The organism is Erwinia pyrifoliae DSM 12163, assembly GCF_000026985.1.
Lineage (GTDB): Bacteria > Pseudomonadota > Gammaproteobacteria > Enterobacterales > Enterobacteriaceae > Erwinia > Erwinia pyrifoliae.
Map to the genome: position 1 here is coordinate 426,244 of NC_017390.1, position 25,428 is coordinate 451,671.

The following is a 25,428-nucleotide window of genomic DNA, read 5'->3' on the forward strand; positions in this document are numbered from 1 at the left end:
CAAGTTATGCGTATTATTCGGACGCGGGNTGGAGCAGCCTGGTAGCTCGTCGGGCTCATAACCCGAAGGTCGTCGGTTCAAATCCGGCNCCCGCAACCACTTTCCCTTAGAGTTCTTTTTCAAATATTCTGTATGCCTGGCATTGCGCATTGCAGCTTATTTCGGAAAAAATTCTTTTGGACTGTGCCGAGCCGCCGTTCGCGGTTTACAGGGTCCAGTCACAATAAGCCCCGAATATTTCGGGGTTTTTTGTTATCAGGAAGCAGCATCACTGGGCTATAGGCCCTTTTTTTACGTCTTGGGGGTGGGATTGTCCACATTAGAGCAAAAATTAACAGAGCTGATCTCAGCACCGGTAGAAGCGCTAGGCTACGAACTGGTTGGTATTGAGTTTGTACGCGGTCGCACATCCACCTTGCGCATCTATATTGATAGTGAAGATGGCATCAATGTTGATGATTGTGCTGATGTGAGCCACCAGGTCAGTGCGGTAATGGACGTCGAAGACCCGATCACCGTGGCCTACAATCTCGAAGTCTCCTCGCCGGGCCTTGATCGGCCAATGTTTACCGCAGAACATTATGACCGTTTCACTGGCGAAGAAGTGAGCCTGGTGCTGCGTATGGCGGTTCAGAACCGTCGCAAATGGCAGGGTATCATTAAGTCTGTTGAGGGTGAGATGATTACTGTTGCCGTTGAGGGTAACGACGAAGTGTTCGCGCTGAGCAACATCCAGAAGGCGAACCTGGTTCCCCACTTTTAAAAGTCCGGATTGAGGCATACCAGGATGAACAAAGAAATCTTAGCTGTTGTAGAAGCGGTCTCTAATGAGAAGTCCCTCCCACGCGAGAAGATTTTCGAAGCGCTGGAGAGCGCGCTGGCCACAGCCACCAAGAAAAAATACGAGCAGGAAATAGACGTGCGCGTCAGTATCGATCGCAAAAGTGGCGATTTTGATACCTTCCGCCGTTGGCTGATTGTTGACGAAGTAACTCAGCCTACCCGCGAAATCACGCTGGAAGCTGCAATCTATGAAGACGAGTCGCTGTCTCTGGGCGGCTTTGTTGAAGACCAGATTGAATCTGTTACCTTCGACCGCATTACTACCCAGACTGCCAAGCAGGTTATCGTGCAGAAAGTGCGCGAAGCCGAGCGTGCGATGGTTGTCGATCAGTTCCGCGAGCAGGAAGGTGAAATCATCACCGGCGTGGTGAAGAAAGTAAACCGTGACAATATCTCGCTCGAAGTGCGGCCAAACGATGGTTCTAATACTAACGCAGAAGCTGTGATCATTCGTGAAGACATGCTGCCGCGTGAAAACTTCCGCCCGGGCGATCGCATCCGTGGCGTACTGTATGCCGTGCGCCCTGAAGCGCGTGGCGCGCAGCTGTTCGTTAGCCGTTCCAAACCGGAAATGCTGATCGAATTGTTCCGCATTGAAGTGCCGGAAATTGCTGAAGAAGTTCTTGAAATTAAAGCCGCCGCGCGCGATCCAGGCTCCCGAGCCAAGATCGCTGTGAAAACCAACGATAAGCGTATCGATCCGGTCGGCGCCTGTGTGGGTATGCGTGGTGCGCGTGTTCAGGCGGTATCCAGTGAGCTGGGTGGCGAGCGTATTGATATCGTACTGTGGGATGACAATCCCGCGCAGTTCGTCATCAACGCTATGGCCCCGGCGGATGTCGCCTCTATCGTGGTGGATGAAGACAATCACACCATGGATATCGCTGTGGAAGCCGGAAATCTGGCCCAGGCGATCGGCCGCAATGGCCAAAACGTGCGTCTGGCTTCGCAGCTCAGTGGCTGGGATCTAAACGTGATGACGGTCGACGACCTGCAGGCGAAGCATCAGGCTGAAGCTCATGCTGCCATCGACGTCTTTACCAAACATCTCGATATTGATGAAGACTTCGCTACCTTGTTGGTAGAAGAGGGCTTCTCTTCTCTGGAAGAGCTGGCTTACGTGCCGATCAAAGAGCTGTTGGAAATCGACGGTCTGGATGAAGAGACAGTAGAAGCGTTGCGCGACCGGGCTAAAAACGCGTTAACCACCCTGGCACTGGCCAAGGAAGAGAGCCTCGGCGACACCCAACCGGCTGAAGATTTACTCAGTCTGGAAGGCCTTGAACGTGAGCTGGCCTTTAAGCTGGCAGCGAAAGGTGTGTGTACGTTGGAAGATCTTGCCGAGCAGGGTGTTGACGACCTGTCAGATATTGATGGCCTGAGCGATGAGCGGGCTGGTGAGCTGATTATGGCTGCACGCAATATCTGTTGGTTCGGCGACGACGCGTAATAAACTGTAGCAGGAAGGAACAGCATGACGACAGATGTAAACGTAAAAACGCTGGCTGCAGAGATTCAGACGCCGGTAGAACGCCTGGTACAGCAGTTTGCTGATGCAGGGATCCAAAAGTCTGAGACCGACTCTGTAACCCAGCATGAAAAAGAGACTCTACTTGCCCATCTGAACCGTGACCATGGCAGTGGATCGGGCAAACTGACTCTGCAGCGCAAGACGCGCAGCACCTTGAATGTTCCCGGCACCGGGGGCAAAAGTAAAGCGGTGCAAATCGAAGTCCGCAAAAAACGCACTTATGTAAAAGGCGATCCGGCTAATGCTGAACAGGCAGAAGCAGAAGCGCAGGCAGAGCGTGAAGCGGAAGAACTGGCTCGTCGCGAGGCTGAAGAAATAGCCCAGCGCGAAGCTCAAGACAAAGCGAAGCGTGAAGCCGAGGAGCAGGCCAAGCGTGAGGCAGCTGAAAAAGCCAAACGTGAAGCGGCGGAAAGAGATAAAGTGAGCAATCAATATACCGACGAAACAACCCGGGCCACTCAGTCCGATAAAGCCCGCCGTGAAGCGGAAGCGGCTGAACTGAAGCGTAAAGCTGAAGAAGAAGCGCATCGCAAGATCGAAGAAGAAGCGAAGCGTGTAGCGGAAGAGGCGCGTAAAATGGCGGAAGAAAAAGGCGAAGAGTGGGCGGTAGTGAAAGAGGTAGAAGACACCTCTGATTACCATGTAACGACTTCAACCCACGCTCGTGCAGCGGAAGACGAAAACGACGCTCAGGTTGAAGGCGACCGTCGCACTCGTGCTGTGCGTCCGGCTAAAGCCCCGGTGCGTAAGAAAGGCAACAAACATTCCGAAGCCAAAACCGACCGTGAAGAAGCGCGTGCGCAGGTTCGCGGTGGTAAAGGCGGCAAGCGTAAGCCGAGCACCCTGCAGCAGAGCTTTAACAAGCCAGCGCAGGCGGTTAACCGCGACGTCATTATCGGTGAAACCATCACCGTAGCGGAACTGGCTAACAAAATGGCTGTTAAAGGTTCTCAGGTCATCAAAGCCATGATGAAACTGGGCGCTATGGCGACCATCAATCAGGTTATCGATCAGGAAACTGCCCAGCTGGTCGCGGAAGAAATGGGTCACAAAGTGACACTACGCCGCGAAAACGAGCTGGAAGAAGCGGTAATGAGCGATCGTGATACCGACGCGGTGCTGGAATCCCGTGCGCCGGTCGTGACCATCATGGGCCACGTTGACCACGGTAAAACATCGCTGCTGGACTATATCCGTTCGACTAAAGTCGCTTCTGGCGAAGCGGGCGGTATTACTCAGCACATCGGTGCCTACCACGTTGAAACTGACAACGGTATGGTGACCTTCCTGGATACCCCCGGACACGCCGCGTTTACCGCAATGCGCGCCCGTGGTGCTCAGGCGACAGATATCGTTATTCTGGTTGTTGCTGCTGACGATGGCGTGATGCCACAGACTATCGAAGCGATCCAGCATGCCAAAGCGGCGAAAGTGCCGGTTGTCGTTGCGGTCAACAAATGCGATAAGCCCGAAGCCGATCCGGACCGTGTTAAAAACGAACTTACCCAGTACGGCATTATTCCGGAAGAGTGGGGCGGCGAGAACATGTTCGTCAACGTCTCTGCGAAAGCCGGTACCGGTATTGACGACCTGCTTAATGCTATCCTGTTGCAGGCGGAGGTTCTGGAACTTAGCGCTGTACGTCAGGGTATGGCGAGCGGTGTGGTGATCGAATCCTTCCTGGATAAAGGCCGTGGTCCGGTTGCTACCGTACTGGTACGTGAAGGTACGCTGAACAAAGGCGATATCGTGCTGTGTGGTTTTGAATACGGCCGCGTGCGTGCGATGCGTGACGAGCTGGGTCGCGAAGTGCTGACTGCGGGCCCATCGATCCCGGTTGAGATCCTCGGTATGTCTGGTGTACCGGCTGCGGGTGATGAAGCCACCGTGGTGCGTGACGAGAAGAAAGCGCGTGAAGTGGCGCTGTATCGTCAGGGTAAATTCCGTGAAGTTAAGCTGGCGCGTCAGCAGAAATCTAAGCTGGAGAACATGTTTGCTAACATGACCGAAGGCGAAGTTTCTGAACTGAACATCGTGCTGAAAGCTGACGTACAGGGTTCTGTCGAAGCCATTTCCGACTCACTGATGAAACTTTCTACCGATGAAGTGAAAGTGAAAATCGTTGGTTCTGGCGTGGGTGGTATCACCGAAACTGACGCCACCCTGGCCGCAGCGTCTAACGCAATCCTGGTTGGCTTCAACGTGCGCGCCGATGCATCCGCACGCCGCGTGATTGATACTGAAAGCCTGGATCTGCGCTACTACTCCGTCATCTATAATCTGATTGACGAAGTGAAAGCGGCGATGAGCGGCATGCTGGCACCTGAGTACAAACAGCAGATCATTGGTCTGGCTGCGGTACGTGACGTGTTCAAATCACCGAAATTTGGTGCTATTGCCGGTTGTATGGTGACCGAAGGTAACATTAAACGCCATAACCCAATCCGCGTACTGCGTGACAACGTGGTTATCTACGAAGGCGAGCTGGAATCCTTGCGCCGCTTCAAAGATGACGTTAACGAAGTCCGTAACGGTATGGAATGTGGTATCGGCGTGAAGAACTACAACGATGTGCGTGTTGGCGATATGATCGAAGTGTTCGAAATTATCGAAATCCAGCGTACAATCGATTAATAATCTGACAGATATCCGGCAAATTTTGCGTGACTGCATGATGACCGCCGAATCAGCCCAGGCGCTTACCTAATCAGGTTACCGGCGTGAAAAAGGGTTGTGACGCAGCCGAGCCGCAAAAGAGGTAGGATATTATTTGGGAGGCTTCTGGCCTCCCAAATTATTTGGAGATAAAAAATTATGGCGAAAGAATTTGGTCGCCCGCAGCGTGTTTCTCAGGAACTGCAAAAAGAGATCGCTATCATTCTGCAACGTGAGATCAAAGATCCGCGTCTGGGCATGATGGTGACCGTTTCCGGTGTGGATGTGTCCCGTGACCTGGCCTATGCCAAAGTGTTTGTCACCTTCCTTAACGACAAAGACGAAGCGGCAATTAAAGCCGGCTTACGTGCGCTGGGCGATGCATCTGGCTATATCCGCACCCTGCTCGGTAAGGCAATGCGCTTGCGCATCGTGCCTGAGCTGACCTTCTTCTACGATAACTCGCTGGTCGAAGGGATGCGCATGTCAAACCTGGTCACTAACGTGGTGAGGAACGACGAAGAGCGCCGTGGTCCGGCAGAAGAAAACCCCGAAGAAGGCAAGGCTGAGTAATGAGTCGTCCTCGTCGTCGCGGTCGCGATATTCACGGTGTGCTGTTGCTGGATAAACCTCAGGGGCTGTCCTCCAACGATGCGCTACAGAAAGTAAAACGCCTGTATAACGCCAATCGTGCCGGTCATACCGGCGCGCTGGATCCGTTGGCGACCGGCATGCTACCCATTTGTCTGGGGGAAGCGACCAAGTTTTCTCAGTATCTGCTGGACTCGGATAAACGTTATCGGGTGATTGCTCGCCTCGGGCTGCGTACCGACACCTCGGATGCAGAAGGCGTGGTGGTCAGTGAGCGGCCGGTAACATTCAGCGCTGAAGCCCTGGATCAGGCGCTGGACAGTTTCCGTGGCGAAACGCAGCAGATCCCGTCAATGTATTCGGCGCTCAAATACCAGGGACGTAAGCTTTACGAGTATGCCCGTGAAGGCATAGAGGTGCCGCGTGAATCGCGCAGCATCGTGGTGTATGAACTGCTGTTTATTCGCCATCAAGGTAACGAGCTGGAACTGGAAATTCACGTCTCGAAAGGGACTTACATCCGTACCATTATTGACGATCTCGGTGAAAAACTGGGCTGTGGTGCGCATGTGACTAACTTGCGCCGCCTTCAGGTTGCCCGATATCCGATTGAAAGGATGGTCACGCTGGAGCAGCTTAATGCGCTGTCTGAAGAGGCGCACCGAACCGGCATATCGCCTGCGGATCTGCTCGACCCGCTGCTAATGCCGATGGATAGCCCGGTATCCGAATATCCCGTGGTGAATTTGCTGAGCAGCGTGGCTGCATACTTTAAGCAAGGCATGCCGGTACAGGTGGCAGGTGCACCAGAAAGTGGACTGGTGCGCGTCACGGAAGGTGAACAACAGAAGTTTATCGGTATGGCAGAAATTGCTGACGATGGACGCGTAGCTCCGCGCAGGCTGGTTGTAGAATATTCCGACTAGCTATTTGCGCTCTGGCATGGCTAAGAGTAGAATGGCGCGGCTTTACATTGGGTGGCTGAATTAGAGATCGGCGCCTGTACATTTATCTTAAAATTTGGAGTTGTCTCATGTCTCTAAGTAATGAAACTAAAGCAAAAATCGTTGCTGATTTCGGTCGCGATGCTAACGACAGTGGTTCTACAGAAGTTCAGGTTGCACTGCTGACCGCACAGATTAACCATCTACAGGGTCACTTCTCTGAGCACAAAAAAGACCACCACAGCCGTCGTGGCCTGCTGCGCATGGTATCTCAGCGTCGTAAGCTGCTGGATTACCTCAAGCGTAAAGACGTTGCACGCTACACCAGCCTGATCGAGCGTCTGGGTCTGCGTCGCTAAGTCGTACAGACTGTCCCGCCCCGTTTTCAGTTTTTCTGGCAACGCTGTGGGCATGCGGACAGTCTGGTGCAAGTTTGCTGGAAAGGGGCCTTAATGGCCCCTTTTTTCAAGCAGGCGGCAGCAATTACACGCAATTTATTGTATTGTTGCTTAGTGTGATCTTCAGTTGCAGAGGTTCGCGCGGCTAATGAGAGGCTTTATCTCATCAGGGATTAAGGTTGTCATTAGTCGCGAGGATGCAAAATGAAGATTTGAAACCCACGGCCGGTAAAAATACCCGCCCGGATGTTAAGGAACTAACTTTGCTGAACCCGATCGTAAAAAAATTCCAGTATGGCCAGCACACCGTCACTCTTGAAACCGGAATGATGGCTCGCCAGGCAACGGCAGCCGTTATGGTGAGCATGGATGACACTGCTGTTTTCGTCACCGTGGTTGGTCAGAAAAAATCAAAACCTGGTCAGGATTTCTTCCCTTTGACCGTAAACTACCAGGAGCGTACCTACGCTGCTGGCCGTATTCCAGGCAGCTTTTTCCGTCGTGAAGGCCGCCCAAGCGAAGGCGAAACGCTCACCTCGCGCCTGATTGACCGTCCAATCCGTCCGCTGTTTCCGGAAGGGTTTGTCAATGAAGTGCAGGTGATTGCCACCGTGGTCTCCGTTAACCCTCAGGTTAACCCGGATATCGTCGCCATGATCGGTGCTTCTGCTGCGCTGGCGCTGTCTGGCCTGCCGTTTAACGGACCTATCGGTGCGGCACGCGTCGGTTACCTGAACGATCAGTACGTGCTTAACCCAACCAGCGATGAGCTGAAAGAGAGCAAGCTGGATCTGGTTGTTGCCGGTACTAAAGGTGCGGTGCTGATGGTTGAGTCTGAAGCCGAGCTGCTGAGCGAAGAGCAGATGCTGGGGGCGGTGGTATTTGGCCACGACCAGCAGCAGATCGTCATCGATAACATCAATGCGCTGGTTGCTGAAGCGGGCAAACCACGTTGGGACTGGCAGCCAGAAGCGGTTAACGAGGCGTTGCGTTCACGCATTGCTGCACTGGCCGAGTCTCGCCTGAGCGATGCTTATCGCATTACTGAAAAGCAGGAGCGCTACGCTCAGGTTGATGTCATCAAATCTGAAACCACGGCTGCGCTGCTGGCGGAAGACGAAGCGCTGGACGCTGGTGAAATCAGCGATCTGCTGCACGCGCTGGAAAAAGACGTGGTACGCAGCCGCATTCTGCGTGGCGAACCGCGTATCGACGGCCGTGAAAAAGACATGATCCGTGGTCTGGACGTGCGCACCGGCGTGCTGCCGCGTACTCATGGCTCCGCACTGTTCACCCGTGGTGAAACTCAGGCGCTGGTCACCGCCACGCTGGGTACTGCCCGTGATGCGCAGAACCTCGACGAGCTGATGGGCGAGCGTACTGACAACTTCCTGTTCCACTACAACTTCCCTCCGTACTCTGTCGGCGAAACTGGCATGGTGGGTTCGCCTAAGCGTCGTGAAATTGGTCACGGTCGTCTGGCGAAGCGTGGCGTGCTGGCCGTGATGCCAAAAGGCGATGCTTTCCCGTATACCGTGCGTGTGGTGTCTGAAATCACTGAATCAAACGGCTCGTCTTCGATGGCGTCCGTTTGTGGTGCGTCTCTGGCGCTGATGGATGCAGGCGTGCCAATCAAGGCCGCTGTAGCCGGCATCGCGATGGGTCTGGTTAAAGACGACAACAACTTTGTTGTGCTGTCCGATATTCTGGGCGACGAAGATCACCTGGGCGACATGGACTTCAAAGTAGCCGGTAGCCGTGAAGGCATCACCGCGCTGCAGATGGACATCAAAATTGAAGGTATCACCCGCGAAATCATGCAGGTGGCTCTGAACCAAGCTAAGGGTGCGCGTTTGCACATTCTGAGCGTCATGGAGCAGGCTATCAGCGGTCCGCGTGGCGATATTTCTCAGTTTGCACCGCGTATCCACACCATCAAGATCAGCGTTGATAAAATCAAAGACGTGATCGGTAAAGGTGGCTCGGTCATTCGTGCGCTGACGGAAGAAACCGGCACCACTATCGAAATCGAAGATGATGGCACGGTGAAAATCGCGGCTACCGACGGTGAAAAAGCTAAATTTGCTATCCGTCGTATCGAAGAGATCACCGCAGAGATCGAAGTGGGTCGTATCTACAACGGTAAAGTGACGCGCATCGTTGATTTTGGTGCCTTTGTGGCTATCGGTGGTGGTAAAGAAGGTCTGGTACATATTTCTCAGATCGCCGACAAGCGTGTAGAAAAAGTGACAGACTATCTGCAAATGGGCCAGGAAGTTCCGGTGAAAGTACTGGAAGTTGACCGCCAGGGTCGCGTACGCCTGAGCATCAAAGAAGCTGGCGAACAGGCTCAGCCTGAAGCAGAAGCCGCTCCTGCCACACCAGAAGCCGAATAAGCAGTACTGATGAATTCTCCGTACCTTGTGGGTGCGGAGAATTTTTTGAACGCAAGGGCGGGATGGCCTTGTCGATGGCAAGCGGGTAACAGGATGTTATTCCCAATGTTTGTTTTCGGGAGTGGTACATGAAGCCATTTTTGCGCTGGTGTTTCCTTGCGACGGCTTTATCGTTGGCTGGATGTAGCAACACCGATTGGCGTAAGAACGAAGTTTTGGCAGTTCCTTTGCAGCCCACGCTGCAACAGGAGGTCATTCTTGCTCGCATGGAACAAATACTTGCCAGTCGGTCATTAACCGATGATGAACGCGCACAGCTGTTATATGAGCGCGGAGTGTTGTATGATAGTCTCGGTTTGAGGGCGCTGGCGCGAAATGATTTTTCACAAGCGCTGTCCATCAGACCGGATATGCCTGAAGTATTCAATTACCTAGGCATATATTTAACGCAGGCAGGCAATTTTGATGCTGCCTATGAAGCGTTTGATTCTGTACTTGAGCTTGATCCAACTTACAATTATGCGCGTTTAAATCGCGGCATCGCCCTCTACTACGGTGGAAGATTTAAACTGGCGCAAGATGATCTGCTGGCGTTTTATCAAGACGATCCCAACGATCCGTTCCGCAGCTTGTGGCTGTATCTCACCCAGCGTGAGATGAATGCAGAGCAGGCTAAAGTATCGCTGAAGCAGCGATACAATAAAGCGGTTAAGGAGCAATGGGGATGGAATATTGTCGAGTTCTACCTGGGCAACATCAGCGAAAAAACGCTGACGGAACGGCTCCAGGCGGACGCAACGGATAACACCTCGCTCGCTGAACATCTCAGTGAAACCAACTTCTATTTAGGTAAGTACTACCTAAGTCTGGGGGAGAAGGACAACGCAGAAGCGTTGTTCAAGCTGACGGTCGCCAACAACGTTCACAACTTTGTTGAGCATCGATATGCATTGTTGGAGCTGGCGCTACTCGGCCAGACACAAGACGATTTATCAGAATCTGACCAGCAATAGCTGACGAACTTTTATTGCCTGAATTTCGAAAAGTCATCATCTTGGCGGATGAGGGTCTTTTTGTTCGTCGAAACCACTAATTTGAGCCGGTTCACACTTTTTGATGAAAATGACTGAAAATTTTCACGACGAGTTATGTAGACTGGCCGCCGCAATCTACGAGGCACGTGTACTACATGACTGATATCCAAACTACTTTCGCTGAACTTGGCCTGAACGCCGACCTCCTTGAATCACTGAACGGCATGGGCTACGTCAAGCCATCCCCAATCCAGGCTGAGTGTATTCCTCACCTGCTGGCAGGCCGTGACGTGTTAGGTATGGCGCAGACCGGAAGTGGCAAAACTGCAGCCTTCTCGCTGCCACTGTTACATAACATTGACCCTACTGTTAAAGCGCCGCAAATTCTGGTGCTGGCACCAACCCGCGAACTGGCGGTTCAGGTTGCTGAAGCCGTTACGGACTTTTCTAAACATATGCGTGGTCTGAACGTTGTTGCCCTTTACGGCGGCCAGCGTTATGACGTTCAGCTGCGCGCTCTGCGCCAGGGGCCACAGGTTGTTGTCGGCACCCCGGGTCGCCTGCTTGACCACCTGAAACGCGGCACGTTAGACCTGTCTAACCTGCGCGGTCTGGTGCTGGATGAAGCCGATGAAATGCTGCGTATGGGCTTTATCGAAGACGTTGAAACGATTATGGCGCAGATCCCAGACGGTCACCAGACCGCGCTGTTCTCTGCCACAATGCCAGAGGCGATTCGCCGTATTACTAAACGCTTTATGAAGGATCCGCAGGAAGTGCGTATCCAGTCAAGCCTTACCACGCGCCCGGACATCAGCCAGAGTTACTGGACGGCTTACGGCCGTAAAACGGATGCGCTGACCCGCTTCCTGGAAGCAGAAGACTTTGATGCAGCGATCATCTTTGTGCGTACCAAAAATGCCACGCTGGAAGTTGCCGAAGCGCTTGAGCGTAACGGTTATAACAGCGCCGCGCTTAACGGTGACATGAACCAGGCTCTGCGTGAGCAGACGCTGGAGCGTCTGAAAGATGGCCGTCTGGATATTTTGATCGCCACCGACGTTGCTGCCCGTGGTCTGGACGTTGAACGTATCAGCCTGGTGGTTAACTACGACATCCCGATGGATGCAGAATCTTACGTGCACCGTATCGGTCGTACCGGCCGTGCTGGTCGTGCTGGCCGCGCACTGCTGTTCGTTGAGAACCGTGAGCGTCGCCTGCTGCGTAACATTGAACGCACCATGAAGCTGACCATTCCTGAAGTGGAGCTGCCAAACGCAGAACTGCTGGGTCAGCGTCGTCTGGCTAAGTTCGCCGCGAAAGTTCAGCAGCAGCTGGAAAGCAGCGATCTGGAACAGTACCGTGCGCTGCTGTCTAAGATGCAGCCGGAAGACGAACTGGATATCGAAACTCTGGCCGCCGCTCTGCTGAAAATGGCTCAGGGCGAACGTCCACTGATCGTTCCTGCTGATGCGCCGCAGCGTCCGCGTCGCGAATTCCGCGATCGTGATGACCGTCGTGACGATCGTCGCGGTGACCGTCCGGATCGTGGCCCACGCGAAGCGCGTGGCGAAGCGCGCGATGGCGACCGTCCACGTCGTGAACGTCGTGACGTTGGCGATATGGAAGTGTACCGCATTGAAGTGGGCCGTGATGATGGTGTTGAAGTTCGTCACATCGTTGGCGCTATCGCTAACGAAGGCGATATCAGCAGCCGTTACATCGGTAATATCAAGCTGTTTGGTACTCACTCAACCATCGAACTGCCAAAAGGCATGCCGGGCGATGTGCTGCAACACTTTACCCGCACGCGTATTCTCAACAAGCCGATGAATATGCAGCTGATTGGTGATGCACAGCCACGTAGCAACGTCGGTGGTGGTGAGCGCCGCCCTGGCGGTCCTGCGCGCGGTGGTTTCGGCGCCGGTGCCGGTCGTGAAGGCGGTCGCGGTGGTGAAGCTGGCGGTCGTCGTTTCAGCAGCGAACGCGGCGGTGAGCGTCGTCCAGCGGGCAACCGTGGTCCACGTCGTGAAGAAGGCGGTAGCGCACCCGCGCGTCGTCGTGATGCATAATCACTGACAGCCGTGAAAAAACCAGCCTTCGGGCTGGTTTTTTTATGGGCGTAATCCGCTGATAAACCGGCTAAAGTCAAAGCATGTTGCGTGCCTGCATCGCCAGCTCAAAGGAAGAGAGGCGCGCAGTTCTGTCAAAAATTTGGCCGTTAACCATGATCTCATCCGCCGCCGTCTCCCGGATCAGCGCCGCCAGTCCGTGACGTACTTTTTCTTTGTCGCCGACTATCGACATACTTAATGCCTGCTGCACACCATATTGCTCTGCTGATGACCACAAATGATCCATGCTGGCCACCGGTGCGGGTAAGGGGCCAGGCCTGCCGCGACGCAGGTTGATAAACTGTTGCTGCATTGAGGTAAACAGGAAGCGCGCTTCGCTTTCGCTGTCGGCAGCCACCACGTTGACGCACACCACGGCATAAGGCTTCTCCAGCCGGACGGAAGGCTTAAATTTCTCGCGATAGACACGTAGCGCCTGTAACAGCATCTCTGGGGCAAAGTGTGAGGCGAAAGCAAATGGCAGCCCCAGCTGCGCTGCCAGCTGCGCGCTGTATAAACTGGAGCCAAGTAGCCAGACCGGAATAGATAATCCCTTGCCCGGCACGGGTTGCACTGGCGGGCTGACCTCTCCTGCTGCATCAAACCAGTTAATCAACTGAGCCACGTCTGCAGGAAAGTTATCTTCCCGCACGTTGTTATGGCGTCGCAACGCCATCATTGTCTGCTGATCGGAGCCTGGCGCGCGGCCAAGCCCCAGATCGATACGACCGGGATAGAGCGATTCGAGGGTACCAAACTGTTCGGCAATCACCAGCGGGGCATGATTAGGCAGCATAACCCCACCCGAACCGAGGCGCAGGCGTTGCGTATTGGCTGCCAGATAGCCGATTAGCACGGAGGTCGCTGCGCTGGCAATGCCCGTCATATTGTGATGCTCGGCCAGCCAGTAGCGATGGTAACCGAGTTTTTCAGCCTGCTGCGCCAGCGCCAGCGAAGTACGGAATGCGTCACTCGCCGTCGCGCCCAGCGGAATGGGGGCAAGGTCAAGTAGCGACAGCGGTACTGTTTGTTTCTCAGACATAAAGGCTCACTTATTCTAAAGGGCATCACTGAGGTGCGTGTTATTAAAGGCTACGACATCTTTTCGCGCAATGATTGTCCGTTTCGAGCACTCTTCAAAAAATAAATAATCCTCACTAAAAGCGGTTAAATGACAAGACACCCAGGTCAACAAAAATTACATTCCTGCAGTAAGGAACTACTTTTAAGGATATCGCCGGGTTGGCGATGTGCCATAAATGCCACTGACGCTTCGATCGGCTATTGATAAGCGATCGATTGCAGGTTAAAAGCGATCAACGTTCGCCCACCCGGTGTGGCCATCGGCAGCGTCATCTTGCCGACCGCGACAACAGAATTTGAATCGGTGCCGATGCAGTTGCGCATCGGGCTTATACAACCGGCTGATATTAATGAAGCCTGAATGAAAAGGACGCGAATTCCCGGTGGATCGCGCAGGTATAGCATGTTAATTCGTACCGAGATTGGCATTGATGCTGCCAGCATTGACGCCCTGCTGCGCCGCAGCTTCCCGACCTCTGCCGAGGCTGAACTTGTCCGGCAGCTGCGTGAGGGCGGTTTATTAACCCTTGGCGTGGTGGCCACCGACGACGAAGGCCAGGTTCTTGGCTATGCGGCGTTCAGCCCGGTTACGCTTAACGGTGAGGATCGGCAATGGGTTGGATTAGCGCCGCTGGCTGTCGATGAAAGCGTACGTAAGCAGGGGCTGGGATCGCGGCTGATCTACGAGGGGCTGGATACGTTAAATGAGTTCGGCTATGCCGCAGTGGTTGTGCTGGGCGATTCGGCTTACTACGGGCGGTGTGGTTTTAAAACGGCAGCGCATTGCCAGCTGCACTGCCGCCGGGAAGGGACGGAACAGGCTTTCCAGGTTTATAAACTGGCGGACGATGTTTGCAATGGCATAGCGGGCAATATCGAATACTCCGCGCCGTTTAATCGGTTGTGATCGCTAAGCCACTGCATGAGCGATACAGGCTGCTGTTCAGCCAGCCGCAGCTTATGCTGCCTTTTAAGCTGTTTGACGCGGTATTCCAACTTTGATGCCAGCGAGCGGTCGCCCGCTGCGCAATGAAAAACCAGCTCCAGCGGCCCTTTACCGCGCAGCGCTTTGGCACCTTTACCACTCTGGTGCTGGGCGAAGCGGCGCGCCACGTCAAGGGCTATCCCGGTGTAAAGCATGCCGCCAGCGGTGCGCACAATGTACAAATGCCATTCGGCAGGGGCAGCAGGACTCATCGGTTTACTCCGCTAAATGATCATCCTGTTACAGTAACGCAAAATCAGGTATACAGGCTACAAACCCGCGTATCCGGCTTTTATGCTAAACTGCCTGACCGCAACAGACTCATTCAGGATGAAATATGGCCACTCTGCCACTTGTACTCGCTTTTGCCAGCTATTTTTTTACCAGCTGCGCAATGGTGCTGGTGTTTTTGTTGATCTATATGCGCATAACACCGCATAACGAATGGTGTTTGATTAAGGAAAATAATCTGGCTGCGACGTACGGTTTTATCGGTGCATTGCTGGGTTATATTATTCCCCTGGCAAGCGTAGCGGTTAACTCCGTCAATCTGCTTGATTATCTGCTGTGGGGCGCAATAGCGCTGGCCGTACAGCTGCTGGTTTTCACTGCCGTTCGTCTGTTTATTCACGATATCAGTTCACGCATTGAGCAAAACCAGCGCGCCGTGGGGTTATTCCTCGGTGCAGTCTCGCTCGGGGTCGGCATCCTGAATGCAGCCTGTATGACTTACTGACCGGGAGCTGACTTAGCGCAGCTGGTGGATAACCTGGTTGCTGCTGCCGCGCCACGGCAGCGCCGGGTCTTTAAGCGCCTGAATAAATTTTCCGTCTATCAGCACGTTGACCAGGTCGATAACGCGCAGCTGGCTGATGCTCAGTTCCTGCAGACGGTAGCCGGTCCACATCCAGATATCCTTATCCTGGCATTCGCGCCTTACCCGGTGCAGCAGGCGTTGAACATCGGCCAGATTGGCCGGATGCAGTGGGTCGCCGCCCGATAACGACAGTCCCTGGCGGATAATGCGCGTCTCGTTGAGGTCTGCAATCAGCTGCTCCTCCATCTGCGGGGTGAATGGAGTTCCGGAGTCCACTCGCCAGGTACTTTGGTTGTAGCAGCCACGGCAGTGATGGGCGCAGCCCGCAACAAACAGCGTACAGCGTGTGCCGGGGCCGTTCATCACATCCACCGCATAGTACTGATGAATATTCATCCAGCCTGGCCTCCGCGCAGATGTTTCACCCGGCGTTTAACCTCTTCCTGTTTGCCGGCATTAAACGGCCGTGCGTCGGGGCTGCCGAGATAACCACATACCCGACGGGTAACCGAAAGGCGGCTACTGTCATGGTTAGCGCAGGTCGGGCAGGTGAAGCCTTTACTGGTGCAGGTGAACTCACCGTGGAAACCGCACTGGTAGCATTGGTCTATCGGAGTATTGGTGCCGTAATAAGGCACCCGGCTGTAGCTGTAATCCCACACGTCCTCCAGCGCTTTCAGGTTATGCTGCATGTTGGGATATTCGCCGTAGCAAATAAAGCCGCCGTTAGCCAGTGGGGGATAGGCGGCCTCAAAATCGATTTTGTCGTAGGGATTAACCTTTTTCTCTACGTCGAGATGGAAGCTGTTGGTGTAGTAACCTTTATCGGTCACCCCCGGCACCACGCCGAACCCGGCGGCATCAAGGCGGCAAAAGCGATCGCACAGGTTTTCACTTGGCGTGCTGTACAGGCTGAAGCCGTAACCGGTTTCCCGTTTCCACTGGTCGACGGCGGCGCGCAGGCGGGCAACGATCTCCAGACCTTTGGCGCGCAGCTGCGCATCATCGTAAGGATGCACGCGGCCGCCGCTCAGGGCATTCAGCGTTTCGTGAATGCCAATATAGCCCAGCGAGATTGACGCGCGCCCGTATTTAAAGATAGCGGCGACAGGCTCATCGGCCTGCAGGCGCACGCCACAGGCACCCTCCATATACAAAATCGGCGCGACGCGGGCCTTGACCTTTTCCAACCGGGTGATACGCGTCATCAGCGCCGTTTTGGCCAGCAGCAGGCGCTGGTCGAGCAGCGCCCAGAAACGGCCTTCATCCCCGTGCGCTTCCAGCGCGATACGCGGCAGGTTGAGGGTGATAACGCCGATATTACAGCGGCCGTCGTGAATGGGCTTGCCGTCCTGTTCATAAACGCCGAGGAAACTGCGGCAACCCATCGGCGTTTTAAACGACCCGGTCACGGCGACGACCTGTTCATAGTTAAGGATGTCGGGATACATCCGTTTGCTGGCGCATTCCAGCGCCAGCTGCTTGATATCGTAGTTTGGCTCGCCAGTATGGCGGTTAAGCCCGGTTTTAATGGCAAATACCAGCTTGGGGAAAACCGCCGTTTTATGATTCTTGCCCAGCCCGGCAAGGCGGTTACGCAGAATCGACTGCTGAATAAGTCGTGCCGCCCAGCTGGTGCCGAGGCCGAAACCGAAGGTGACAAACGGTGTCTGACCGTTGGCGGTATGCAGCGTATTAACCTCATACTCCAGCGATTGAAAGGCATCAAAGCACTCTTTCTCGGTGCGTGAGCGGGCGTAGGCTTCGCTTTCGGCAATCTGCCATTGATGGGCGATGGCGCGATGCCTCGCCAGGCTGGCGTCAACGAACGGTGCCAGCACTTCATCAATGCGATTAATGGTGGTGCCGCCGTAAATATGGCTGGCGACCTGGGCAATAATCTGTGCGGTAACGGCGGTGGCGGTGGCGATCGATTTCGGCGTTTCGATCCCGGCATTGCCCATATTAAAACCCCGTGTCAGCATGCCGTGCAGGTCGATCAACATGCAGTTGAACATCGGGAAGAACGGCGCGTAGTCAAGATCGTGATAGTGGATCTCGCCGCGCTCATGGGCCTCAACCACATCGCGCGGCAGCAAATGCTGACATGCATAGTGTCTGGCGACAATGCCGGCTAACAGATCGCGCTGGGTGGGAATGACCTTGCTGTCTTTGTTTGCATTTTCATTAAGCAGCGCGGGCTGACTCTGTTCAATCAGACCACGGATCTCACGGTTTAACCGTCTCTGGCGCTCTCGTGCCACATCGCGGTCGTGGCGATATTCGATATAACGGTGCGCCAGTGGTGGATAACGCCCGGACATCAGCAGGTTCTCTACCACCTGCTGTACTTCGGCAACCTCGACCTGCTGACGGCCGCCCAGCAAGGCACTTACCCGGCTGGCGGTGCGGGCGCAGTAATCATCATCATCAATTTTTGCGGCTTTTGCCGCAGCGCGAATGGCGGCCTCGATACGTGCTTGATCGAACGCTACTTGACAGCCATCGCGCTTAATTACCTGATTAGCCATTTGCGACTCTCCCGCTGGTGATACTATATATAGCGCCTTGCGGCCGAATTAATATCTATATAGGGTATTTTGCGGCACTTCAGCGGAGGTTTTATTGACCTGAAGCAAAGCCAGGGCAGTGGGGTGGGAAAAATCAGCGAGGGTGAATCAGCCACCGGCATACAGCTGCCGTGCGATATTTTTTGCCCCCTGGCGTGCGGTGGCGGTTGCATTCGACCATAGGGAGTCACTACTATTGCCGGTTGCCGTGTCGCTAAACCATTTTGTTCTTGTTACTCAGGGATACTGCCCGATGTCGTCCGTTGCTTATAACGAAAAACAGGTCATTCGCTGGCTCGGTGCGCGCGCCGTGGCCCGGGCGCGGGATCTGATTGCCAGCGTACAGCATATCCAGTGGCAGAATACCCTGCTAACCGGGGAAGTGCCGGGACGAAAAGCAGAGCCTTACAGCGTGATGGTTCATTTCAGCCGTCCGCAGGGCAAGCTGCACGCCAGCGGCGAGTGCAGCTGTGCGGTAAAAAACAACTGCAAACATGTGGCTGCGCTGATGTTAGCGAATCTGCAACCGCGTCAGCCGCAGTCGGCCGTCGCCATTGACACGATTCGTGCGGTGCCGGTGCCGGTACTGCAATTACAGTCATGGGCGAAATTTATCAGCGGCTACGGTCATTATGGCCATCGTCAGAAACGCCTGGATTTTGCCACGGTCAGTTTTGACTATGCCGGGGTAAAGGTGGATGCCGGTAGTCAGGCCGAGAGCTTTGCCGACCGCAGCGGGCAGCGTTATCACGTTCAGCGTCACATGGACGATGAGCACTCCTGGCTGGCACAGATAGGCGGCGCCGGACTGCACACCATCCCCTCCGGGCATATTTACACGCCAGCCCCGCTTCCTGCTGCGATATTTGCGCCGTCATCGCCCTCCCAATGGCGTGAATTTATCAAAACAGGGTTGCCGGCTCTGCGTAAACGCGGCTGGTATATCAACATGGACGATGACTTCACATGGAATATCACCGAAGTAGAAAAGATCGAAGGGCGTGTCGTAAAGGGGGAAGAGGGCTGGTTCGACCTTGAACTGGCGATGAAAATTGGCCGCCGCCGCGTGCGGCTGGAACCGCTGCTGGCGCGTTTATTTGCACGCGATCGCCGCTGGATGTCCGGAAACCTGCTGCAGATCGATGACGACGAGCAGATTGAACTGCGTGATGAACGTCAGCAACGCCTGGTGTTTCGCGCCTCACAGCTCAAGCCGCTGGTAGGCGACCTCGCTGACCTGTTTGACCGCGACGAAGCACAGCCGCTGCGCCTCGCCGCCTGGGATATTGGCCGTCTCAGTCAGGCAGACGACCGCCGCTGGGTATTTGACGGTGAAGATGCGGTTTATCAACTGGCGCAACGGCTAAGCGGCCAGGCTGGCGTACAGGCGGTCGCGCCACCGGTCGGCCTGCAGGCGACGCTGCGCGACTATCAGCAACAGGGCGTAAACTGGATGCAGTTTCTGCGTCAGCACCAGCTGGCTGGCGTGCTGGCTGACGATATGGGCCTGGGCAAAACGATTCAAACGCTGGCGCATCTGCTGCTGGAAAAAGAGGCGGGACGGCTGGATCGCCCGGCGCTGATCGTGGTGCCGACTACGCTGGTTCATAACTGGTGCTGCGAAGCCGCACGCTTTGCACCCGGATTGAGGGTGCTGGCGCTGACAGGCCCGCAGCGCAAGGACTTCTACCAGCGACTTGAGCAGTATGACGTGGTGATCACCACCTACTCGCTGCTATGGCGCGACCAGCCGCAGCTGGTGGCACACCACTACCATCTGCTGATCCTCGATGAAGCGCAATATGTGAAGAACAGCTCCTCGCGCGCGGCGTTGGTTATCCGTACCCTGAAAACGCGCCATCGCCTGTGCCTGACCGGCACCCCGCTGGAAAATCACCTTGGCGAGCTGTGGTCGCAGTTTGATTTTCTGTTGCCGGGTTTCCTCGGCAGCGAACGCGATTTTACCCAGCGCTGGCGCATTCCGGTGGAGCGGCAGGGGGATAAAGTGCGGCGCGATCTGCTGGCGAAACGCGTGCGGCCGTTTATGCTGCGTCGGCGTAAGCAGGAAGTGGCTAAAGAACTGCCGCCTAAAAATACCATCGTGCGCAGCGTGGCGCTGGACGGCGCACAGCGTGAACTGTATGACCAGGTTCGTAAAGCCATGCAGGATCGCGTGCAGCTGGCGGTACAGCAGCAGGGAGCGGGGCGCAGTCACCTGCTGGTACTGGACGCCCTGCTAAAGCTGCGCCAGATCTGTTGCGATCCGCGTTTGCTGGCCGATGCGCGCGCGGAGAAAGTGCGTCATTCCGCCAAGCTGGCGCTGCTGCGCGAAATGTTGCACGACCTGCTGGCGGAAGATCGTCGTATCCTGATTTTCTCGCAGTTCACCACCATGCTGACGATCATCGCCGGGGAATTGCAAAAGGCGCGTATTCCGTTTGTGACGCTGACCGGCGCGACCCGAGACCGCAACGAGCCGGTCCGAAGTTTCCAGCAGGGCGAAGTTCCGGTTTTCCTGATTAGCCTGAAAGCAGGTGGCGTGGGGCTGAACCTGACGGCGGCAGACACGGTTATCCATTACGATCCCTGGTGGAATCCGGCGGCGGAAAATCAGGCGACCGATCGCGCCTGGCGTCTTGGCCAGGATAAGCCGGTATTTGTTTACAAGCTGATCGCTGCGGGTACTATCGAGGAGAAGATCGTCGCTTTACAGCAGCAAAAAGCTGAACTTGCCGGAGAAATCCTTGATGATGAGCTAAGCGAGCCTGCCAGCTTCAGCCAGCAAGATCTCAGCGATCTGTTCGCCCCGTAGCCAGCCAGATCCGGCCTCTGGCTGCACCATGCCTGACGTAATGCGTCATGCTAACTGTGTTCTAAGGAAGTACCATCAAAAAGGATTTTTACTATGCTATGGTCACCGTGCCGCATACTGCTTGCTTTTAGTGTTATCTTGCCGCTCTGCGCGGCTGCCGTGCCGGCCGGGGATCTGCCGCTGATGCCGTGGCCACAGAAGGTGGAACTGGCCGCCGATGCAGCCAGCCTGACGCTGATCATCCCGCTGGATATTCAGGTAAAAGGCGACGATCTGCAGGAAGCCGTGCCGCGCTGGCAGCGGCGTCTGGCGCGTCAGACGGGTAAAGCGTATTACCCCCTTCCAGCCAGCGCCACGCCGCTGCAAATCCATATCGCAAACCGGGTCGCCCCTGTTCCCCAGCCTGACAGCGATGAAAGCTATCGTCTGGTGGTCAGCCGTGACGGCGTGCATCTGGACAGTGCCACGCGCTTTGGCGCCATGCGCGGTATGGAAACGCTGTTGCAGCTGGTTCAAAATGGGGCGCTGCCGCTGGTGACCATCGATGACCGCCCACGTTTTCCGTGGCGCGGCATGATGATTGATTCTGTCCGGCACTTTATGCCGCTGGAGACCCTGAAGCGGCAGATTGATGGCATCGCCGCCGCACGCATGAACGTGTTTCACTGGCATCTGACCGATGACCAGGGCTGGCGCTTTGCCTCCAGCCGCTTTCCGCAGCTGCAGGCAAAAGCCAGCGATGGCCTGTGGTACAGCGAGCAGCAGATGCGCGAGATTGTCAGCTATGCCACCGATCGCGGCGTGCGGGTGGTGCCGGAGATAGACTTACCCGGCCATGTACCCGCGCTGGCGGTCGCCATGCCGCAGCTGCTGGCCATTCCGGGGCGCTATCAACCGGAGCGCGGCTGGGGCGTGTTCAAACCCTTACTTGATCCGACTAACGAACAGGTTTATCGGTTTATTGACCTGCTGGTCGGCGAGGTGGCGGCGATCTTCCCCGACCCGTATTTACACATTGGTGGCGATGAGGTGGACGATACGCAATGGCGGAAATCCGAGCGCATCAGCCAGTTTATGCAGCGGCAAGGACTGAAGGATGGCCACGCCCTACAGGCTTACTTTAATCAGCGGGTGGAGAAGATCCTGGCAAAACACCAGCGCCGCACCATCGGCTGGGACGAAATTTATCATCCCGACCTGCCGCGCAGCATTCTGATCCAGTCATCGCGGGGAGCCAATGCGCTGGGAGAAATAGCGAAAAACAACTATCGCGGCATCCTGTCTGCTGGTTTCTATCTCGATCAGGCACAGCCAGCCGCTTTTCATTACCGCAATGAAGTATGGCCGCAGGCGTTGAACGGCGCCGACCGGGTGAGAGCAGGTGAAACGGCGCAAAGCTGGCAGTTTAGTTTGCCCCGGCTGAAGGGCGACCCGCTAAACGGCAGTTTTACCCTGATTGACAGCGCGGGCGGATGGCGAGGTTTTATTGATTTTGCCGGACGGTCGCGGCGCATGGTGCAAAACATGCGCTGGCTTTCGCCGACCCAGCTAACCTTCAGCGTTGACAGCTGGATGGGAAATCTACAGCCGGTACTGACGTTGGCGGGCGACAGCCTGAACGGCTACTGGCGTATTGGCAACGTGCGATATTCGACCACGGGCAGCATGCTGGCGCAGATACCGCAAGGCATAAAACCTGCCTTACCCGATGAGGCGCAGCTCAGGGAGAATCTGCTGGGAGGGGAAGCGGTGCTGTGGAGTGAAATCGTTGATGAAAACATCATTGATATCCGTTTGTGGCCACGGGCGTTTGCCGTTGCCGAGCGACTGTGGTCGGCAGCGGATGTCACTGACGAAAAAAATATGTATCAGCGGCTGGCGGCGGTCGACAACTGGTCGGCGCTATCTGTGGGCCTGCAACAGCACACACAAATGCAGCTACAAATGATGCGCCTTGCCAACGGCAACGATATCGCACCGCTACACATTTTTGCCGAGGCGCTGGAACCGGCGCAGTACTACACGCGTCAGCATCTCAAGCACCGCGCCGGGCATTCAACGCTGGCAGAGCCTCTTAACCAGCTGGCGGATATTTTACCCACCGAGAGCAGCAAGGTACGGGAACTTGACCGTCAGGTGGATGCGCTGATTGCCAACCGTGGAGACCGCCAGGCGGCGCTGGCGATACGTCGCCAGCTGGAGCTATGGCAGTTCAATATTCTACAGGTTGAACCCTTGCTGGCGAGCAATCCGCAGCTGCGACCGCTGTTAACGGTAGCAGAACAGGTAGGGGCTATCAGCAAGGTGGGGCTGTCACTGGTGGATGCGATGGAAAATGAGCGCATTTTCGGCGCGCGTGAAGTCGCGAAGATGCAGCAGTTACTCGATAGTGAGGCGCTCAGGCAGGATGAGTTGGTGATCGCGCTACTTTACCCGATTGAGAAATTGCTGTGGGCGGACAAATAATCGTCGGGCAACGACAGGGAATAGCTCACAACGGCTACGCGCGTTGCGACATCAGGGGGGCGAGTTAATCCTCCGCCCCCATGTCGCGCTTAACGCCGAACGGCGATCGCTTCGATTTCGATTTTCACATCTTTTGGCAAACGCGCCACTTCAACGCACGAACGCGCCGGGAAGCTGGCCTGGCGCTCGCTGAAAAACGCTTCGTAGGTCGCATTAACCGTAGCAAAGTCATTCAGATCTTTCACGAATACCGTTGTTTTCACGATATCGCCAACCCGTAAACCGGCCGCTTCAACGATCGCCTGTACGTTTTCCAGCGACTGGCGCGTCTGGGCGGCAATATCGTCCGCAATCGTCCCGGTTCTGGCATCGACCGGGATCTGGCCAGAGGTCATAATCATGCTGCCGAGATCAACGCCCTGAACGTAAGGGCCGATGGCGGCTGGGGCTTTTTCGGTATTGATTTCGCGAGACATTTTTTCTCCTGAATGTGTCTGGGATGATCCCCTGCAAGCCTGAAGCTGGCGCGGCGATATTGAGTCCACTGCCATTATGCAGGCTGGCGCGGGGCACCCACATCCTGCCCGCCGTTGGCATGAATTGCAAACGGCAGCGATCGGTCGTTTGCCATCACCACCTGATGCGTGAACTCTTTTTCGCAATATTTGCACTTCAGATGCAGTTCATCCTGGCGCTGTTTGACCGCGAAGCTGGAATCAACCGGCTCGGTGCGGCTGATGCAGTTGCTGTTCGGGCAGGTCAGCACGCGGTCGATGCGCTCCGGCAGCGTGGGGGACATTTTCGCCACCACATTGTAATCATCGATGCGGTTCACCGTGGCGTGCGGAGCGTACACCGCCAGCTGATTGACCTGATCGTCAGTCAGAAAGGTGTTCTCAATTTTAATCAGGTCTTTGCGTCCGCCCTCGCCGGAGGGCAGATTGAGGCCGATAGTGATGCGCTGATCGGTCTCCGTCAGGCGGAACAGCGCCAGTAGCTTAAAGCCAACATGCGCCGGAATATGGTCAATCACCGTGCCGCGTTTAATCGCCTCAACCTGCAATTTATTGTCTTGTTTCATGATGATCTCCTCTTACAGAGCCGGGTCACTGTTGAGTACCAGCGCCAGCAGCGCCTGGCGTGCGTAAATGCCGTTGCCTGCCTGCTGGAAATACCAGGCGTGCGGCGTGCTGTCGACGTCGTTGTCGATTTCATCAACACGCGGTAGCGGATGCAGTACCTTCATATTGTCACGCGCACCGTTCAAATCGGCAGCGCGCAGCACAAACTGCGCTTTTACATTGGCATATTCCGATGGGTCCAGCCGCTCTTTCTGCACGCGGGTCATATACAGAATATCCACCTGTGGTACCACCTCCTCAATGCTGTCGTGGCGCGACCAGGTAATGCCTTTTTCGTCCAGCATATCGGTGATATAAGTCGGCATTGCCAACGCGTCCGGGGCGATAAACCAGAAGCGGTTGTCGTCAAATTTCGCCAGCGCCTGCGCCAGCGAGTGCACGGTACGGCCATATTTCAGGTCGCCAACCATCGCTACCTGCAAATTGTTCAAACGCCCCTGGGTTTCCTGGATGGTGAACAGGTCGAGCAGCGTCTGGGTCGGATGCTGGTTGGCTCCGTCTCCCGCATTCAGCACCGGCACGCCGCCGGAAAATTCGGTCGCCAGTCGGGCGGCCCCTTCTTGCGGATGGCGCATCACGATGGCATCCACATAGGTGCTAATCACCGAAATAGTATCGGCAAGGGTTTCACCTTTCTTACCCAGAGAGGTATTGCCGCCGTCGGCAAAGCCCACCACCGAAGCCCCAAGGCGGTGCATGGCGGTTTCAAACGACAGGCGAGTCCGGGTTGAGGCTTCAAAGAAGCAGCTGGCAATCACATTATGTTTCAACAATTCCGGCTGCGGGTTCGCTTTCAGGCTGGCAGCGGTGTGCAGCACCCGTTCCAGCTCGGTACGGTTGAGATCGTTAATGGAAATAATATGCTTGCGATATAGCGGATTAGCCATCTTCACTCTCCTCTGTTGCCCGTCATCATGGGTTTGGCAGCACGACGGGGCGAGTCTCTTTTGCACTGAATTATGGGCAAAAAAAAGCCCCTCTGTGCGAGGGGCATTTCTTAACGATCGGTGATGCCGGATGCAGAAAAACGGCGCAGCCCACCGGCGA

Annotated in this window: 21 protein-coding genes and 1 tRNA gene; 15 read left to right on the top strand and 7 right to left on the bottom strand. The window is 55.4% G+C overall.

Annotated elements, in window-relative coordinates; translation table 11 throughout:
* The first annotated feature begins 22 nt into the window (after positions 1 to 22).
* The 11 genes from EPYR_RS01935 (at position 23) to EPYR_RS01980 (ending at position 12,464) form a co-directional block, all read left to right on the top strand.
* Positions 23 to 99, top strand: a tRNA-Met gene (locus EPYR_RS01935).
* A 211-nt stretch (positions 100 to 310) separates the two neighbouring features.
* Positions 311 to 763: a ribosome maturation factor RimP gene (gene rimP, locus EPYR_RS01940; protein ID WP_004155126.1), complete on the top strand. Its 453-nt coding sequence runs from the start codon at positions 311 to 313 to the stop codon at positions 761 to 763.
* 24 nt (positions 764 to 787) lie between these two features.
* Positions 788 to 2,293 carry a transcription termination factor NusA gene (gene nusA, locus EPYR_RS01945; RefSeq protein WP_012666732.1) on the top strand — a complete coding sequence of 502 codons (1,506 nt, stop codon included), beginning with the start codon at positions 788 to 790 and terminating at the stop codon, positions 2,291 to 2,293.
* A gap of 24 nt (positions 2,294 to 2,317) precedes the next feature.
* Positions 2,318 to 5,008, top strand: a complete 2,691-nt coding sequence (infB, locus tag EPYR_RS01950; protein ID WP_012666733.1) for a translation initiation factor IF-2 — start codon at positions 2,318 to 2,320, stop codon at positions 5,006 to 5,008.
* Positions 5,009 to 5,188: 180 nt separating this feature from the next.
* Positions 5,189 to 5,602: a 30S ribosome-binding factor RbfA gene (rbfA, locus tag EPYR_RS01955; RefSeq protein ID WP_012666734.1), complete on the top strand. Its 414-nt coding sequence runs from the start codon at positions 5,189 to 5,191 to the stop codon at positions 5,600 to 5,602.
* On the top strand, positions 5,602 to 6,546 hold the full coding sequence (truB, locus tag EPYR_RS01960; RefSeq protein ID WP_012666735.1) for a tRNA pseudouridine(55) synthase TruB: 945 nt from the start codon (positions 5,602 to 5,604) through the stop codon (positions 6,544 to 6,546). Before rbfA ends, truB begins: the two co-directional genes overlap by 1 nt.
* A 107-nt stretch (positions 6,547 to 6,653) precedes the next feature.
* Entirely contained in the window at positions 6,654 to 6,923 is a 270-nt protein-coding gene (gene rpsO, locus EPYR_RS01965) for a 30S ribosomal protein S15 (RefSeq protein WP_004155132.1), read from the top strand.
* A 302-nt stretch (positions 6,924 to 7,225) separates the two neighbouring features.
* Positions 7,226 to 9,358, top strand: coding sequence for a polyribonucleotide nucleotidyltransferase (pnp, locus tag EPYR_RS01970; RefSeq protein ID WP_014543110.1), 2,133 nt, complete (start codon positions 7,226 to 7,228; stop codon positions 9,356 to 9,358).
* 128 nt (positions 9,359 to 9,486) lie between these two features.
* Positions 9,487 to 10,371 (top strand): lipoprotein NlpI, encoded by an 885-nt coding sequence (nlpI, locus tag EPYR_RS01975; protein ID WP_012666737.1) that lies wholly within the window; start codon positions 9,487 to 9,489, stop codon positions 10,369 to 10,371.
* Positions 10,372 to 10,480: 109 nt separating this feature from the next.
* Positions 10,481 to 10,555 carry a protein YrbN gene (gene yrbN / locus EPYR_RS21475; RefSeq protein ID WP_224750487.1) on the top strand — a complete coding sequence of 25 codons (75 nt, stop codon included), beginning with the start codon at positions 10,481 to 10,483 and terminating at the stop codon, positions 10,553 to 10,555.
* Positions 10,548 to 12,464 carry a DEAD/DEAH family ATP-dependent RNA helicase gene (locus tag EPYR_RS01980; protein WP_012666738.1) on the top strand — a complete coding sequence of 639 codons (1,917 nt, stop codon included), beginning with the start codon at positions 10,548 to 10,550 and terminating at the stop codon, positions 12,462 to 12,464. The genes yrbN and EPYR_RS01980 overlap by 8 nt, the downstream gene beginning before the upstream one ends.
* A 76-nt stretch (positions 12,465 to 12,540) precedes the next feature.
* On the opposite strand, the gene EPYR_RS01985 is transcribed toward EPYR_RS01980, so the two are convergent.
* Complete coding sequence (locus EPYR_RS01985; RefSeq protein ID WP_012666739.1) at positions 12,541 to 13,548, bottom strand: luciferase-like monooxygenase; 1,008 nt, start codon at positions 13,546 to 13,548, stop codon at positions 12,541 to 12,543.
* A 444-nt stretch (positions 13,549 to 13,992) separates the two neighbouring features.
* On the opposite strand from EPYR_RS01985, the gene EPYR_RS01990 reads away from it, so the two are divergent.
* The gene (locus EPYR_RS01990) at positions 13,993 to 14,496 is read left to right on the top strand and encodes a GNAT family N-acetyltransferase (protein WP_012666740.1); all 504 of its coding nucleotides are present in this window, start codon (positions 13,993 to 13,995) and stop codon (positions 14,494 to 14,496) included.
* On the opposite strand, the gene EPYR_RS18775 is transcribed toward EPYR_RS01990, so the two are convergent.
* Positions 14,421 to 14,786, bottom strand: coding sequence for a GIY-YIG nuclease family protein (locus tag EPYR_RS18775; protein ID WP_012666741.1), 366 nt, complete (start codon positions 14,784 to 14,786; stop codon positions 14,421 to 14,423). The genes EPYR_RS01990 and EPYR_RS18775 overlap by 76 nt on opposite strands.
* Before the next feature lie 125 nt (positions 14,787 to 14,911).
* On the opposite strand from EPYR_RS18775, the gene EPYR_RS02000 reads away from it, so the two are divergent.
* Complete coding sequence (locus EPYR_RS02000; protein WP_012666742.1) at positions 14,912 to 15,310, top strand: DUF350 domain-containing protein; 399 nt, start codon at positions 14,912 to 14,914, stop codon at positions 15,308 to 15,310.
* Positions 15,311 to 15,322: 12 nt separating this feature from the next.
* On the opposite strand, the gene nrdG is transcribed toward EPYR_RS02000, so the two are convergent.
* Both nrdG and nrdD read right to left on the bottom strand, forming a co-directional pair.
* Complete coding sequence (gene nrdG, locus EPYR_RS02005) at positions 15,323 to 15,787, bottom strand: anaerobic ribonucleoside-triphosphate reductase-activating protein (RefSeq protein ID WP_012666743.1); 465 nt, start codon at positions 15,785 to 15,787, stop codon at positions 15,323 to 15,325.
* Positions 15,784 to 17,922 carry an anaerobic ribonucleoside-triphosphate reductase gene (gene nrdD, locus EPYR_RS02010; protein WP_012666744.1) on the bottom strand — a complete coding sequence of 713 codons (2,139 nt, stop codon included), beginning with the start codon at positions 17,920 to 17,922 and terminating at the stop codon, positions 15,784 to 15,786. Before nrdD ends, nrdG begins: the two co-directional genes overlap by 4 nt.
* A 292-nt stretch (positions 17,923 to 18,214) precedes the next feature.
* Between nrdD and EPYR_RS02015 the strand changes: the two genes are divergently transcribed.
* Both EPYR_RS02015 and EPYR_RS02020 read left to right on the top strand, forming a co-directional pair.
* Positions 18,215 to 20,773: a DEAD/DEAH box helicase gene (locus EPYR_RS02015; RefSeq protein ID WP_014538473.1), complete on the top strand. Its 2,559-nt coding sequence runs from the start codon at positions 18,215 to 18,217 to the stop codon at positions 20,771 to 20,773.
* Between the two features lie 93 nt (positions 20,774 to 20,866).
* Positions 20,867 to 23,239 (top strand): beta-N-acetylhexosaminidase, encoded by a 2,373-nt coding sequence (locus tag EPYR_RS02020; protein ID WP_012666746.1) that lies wholly within the window; start codon positions 20,867 to 20,869, stop codon positions 23,237 to 23,239.
* Positions 23,240 to 23,328: 89 nt separating this feature from the next.
* Here EPYR_RS02020 and ridA read toward each other — a convergent pair whose 3' ends face one another.
* The 3 genes from ridA to pyrB form a co-directional block, all read right to left on the bottom strand.
* Entirely contained in the window at positions 23,329 to 23,715 is a 387-nt protein-coding gene (gene ridA / locus EPYR_RS02025) for a 2-iminobutanoate/2-iminopropanoate deaminase (protein WP_014538474.1), read from the bottom strand.
* Between the two features lie 74 nt (positions 23,716 to 23,789).
* Entirely contained in the window at positions 23,790 to 24,320 is a 531-nt protein-coding gene (gene pyrI / locus EPYR_RS02030; RefSeq protein ID WP_012666748.1) for an aspartate carbamoyltransferase regulatory subunit, read from the bottom strand.
* Positions 24,321 to 24,332: 12 nt separating this feature from the next.
* Positions 24,333 to 25,268 carry an aspartate carbamoyltransferase gene (gene pyrB / locus EPYR_RS02035; protein WP_012666749.1) on the bottom strand — a complete coding sequence of 312 codons (936 nt, stop codon included), beginning with the start codon at positions 25,266 to 25,268 and terminating at the stop codon, positions 24,333 to 24,335.
* Between the last annotated feature and the right edge of the window lie 160 nt (positions 25,269 to 25,428).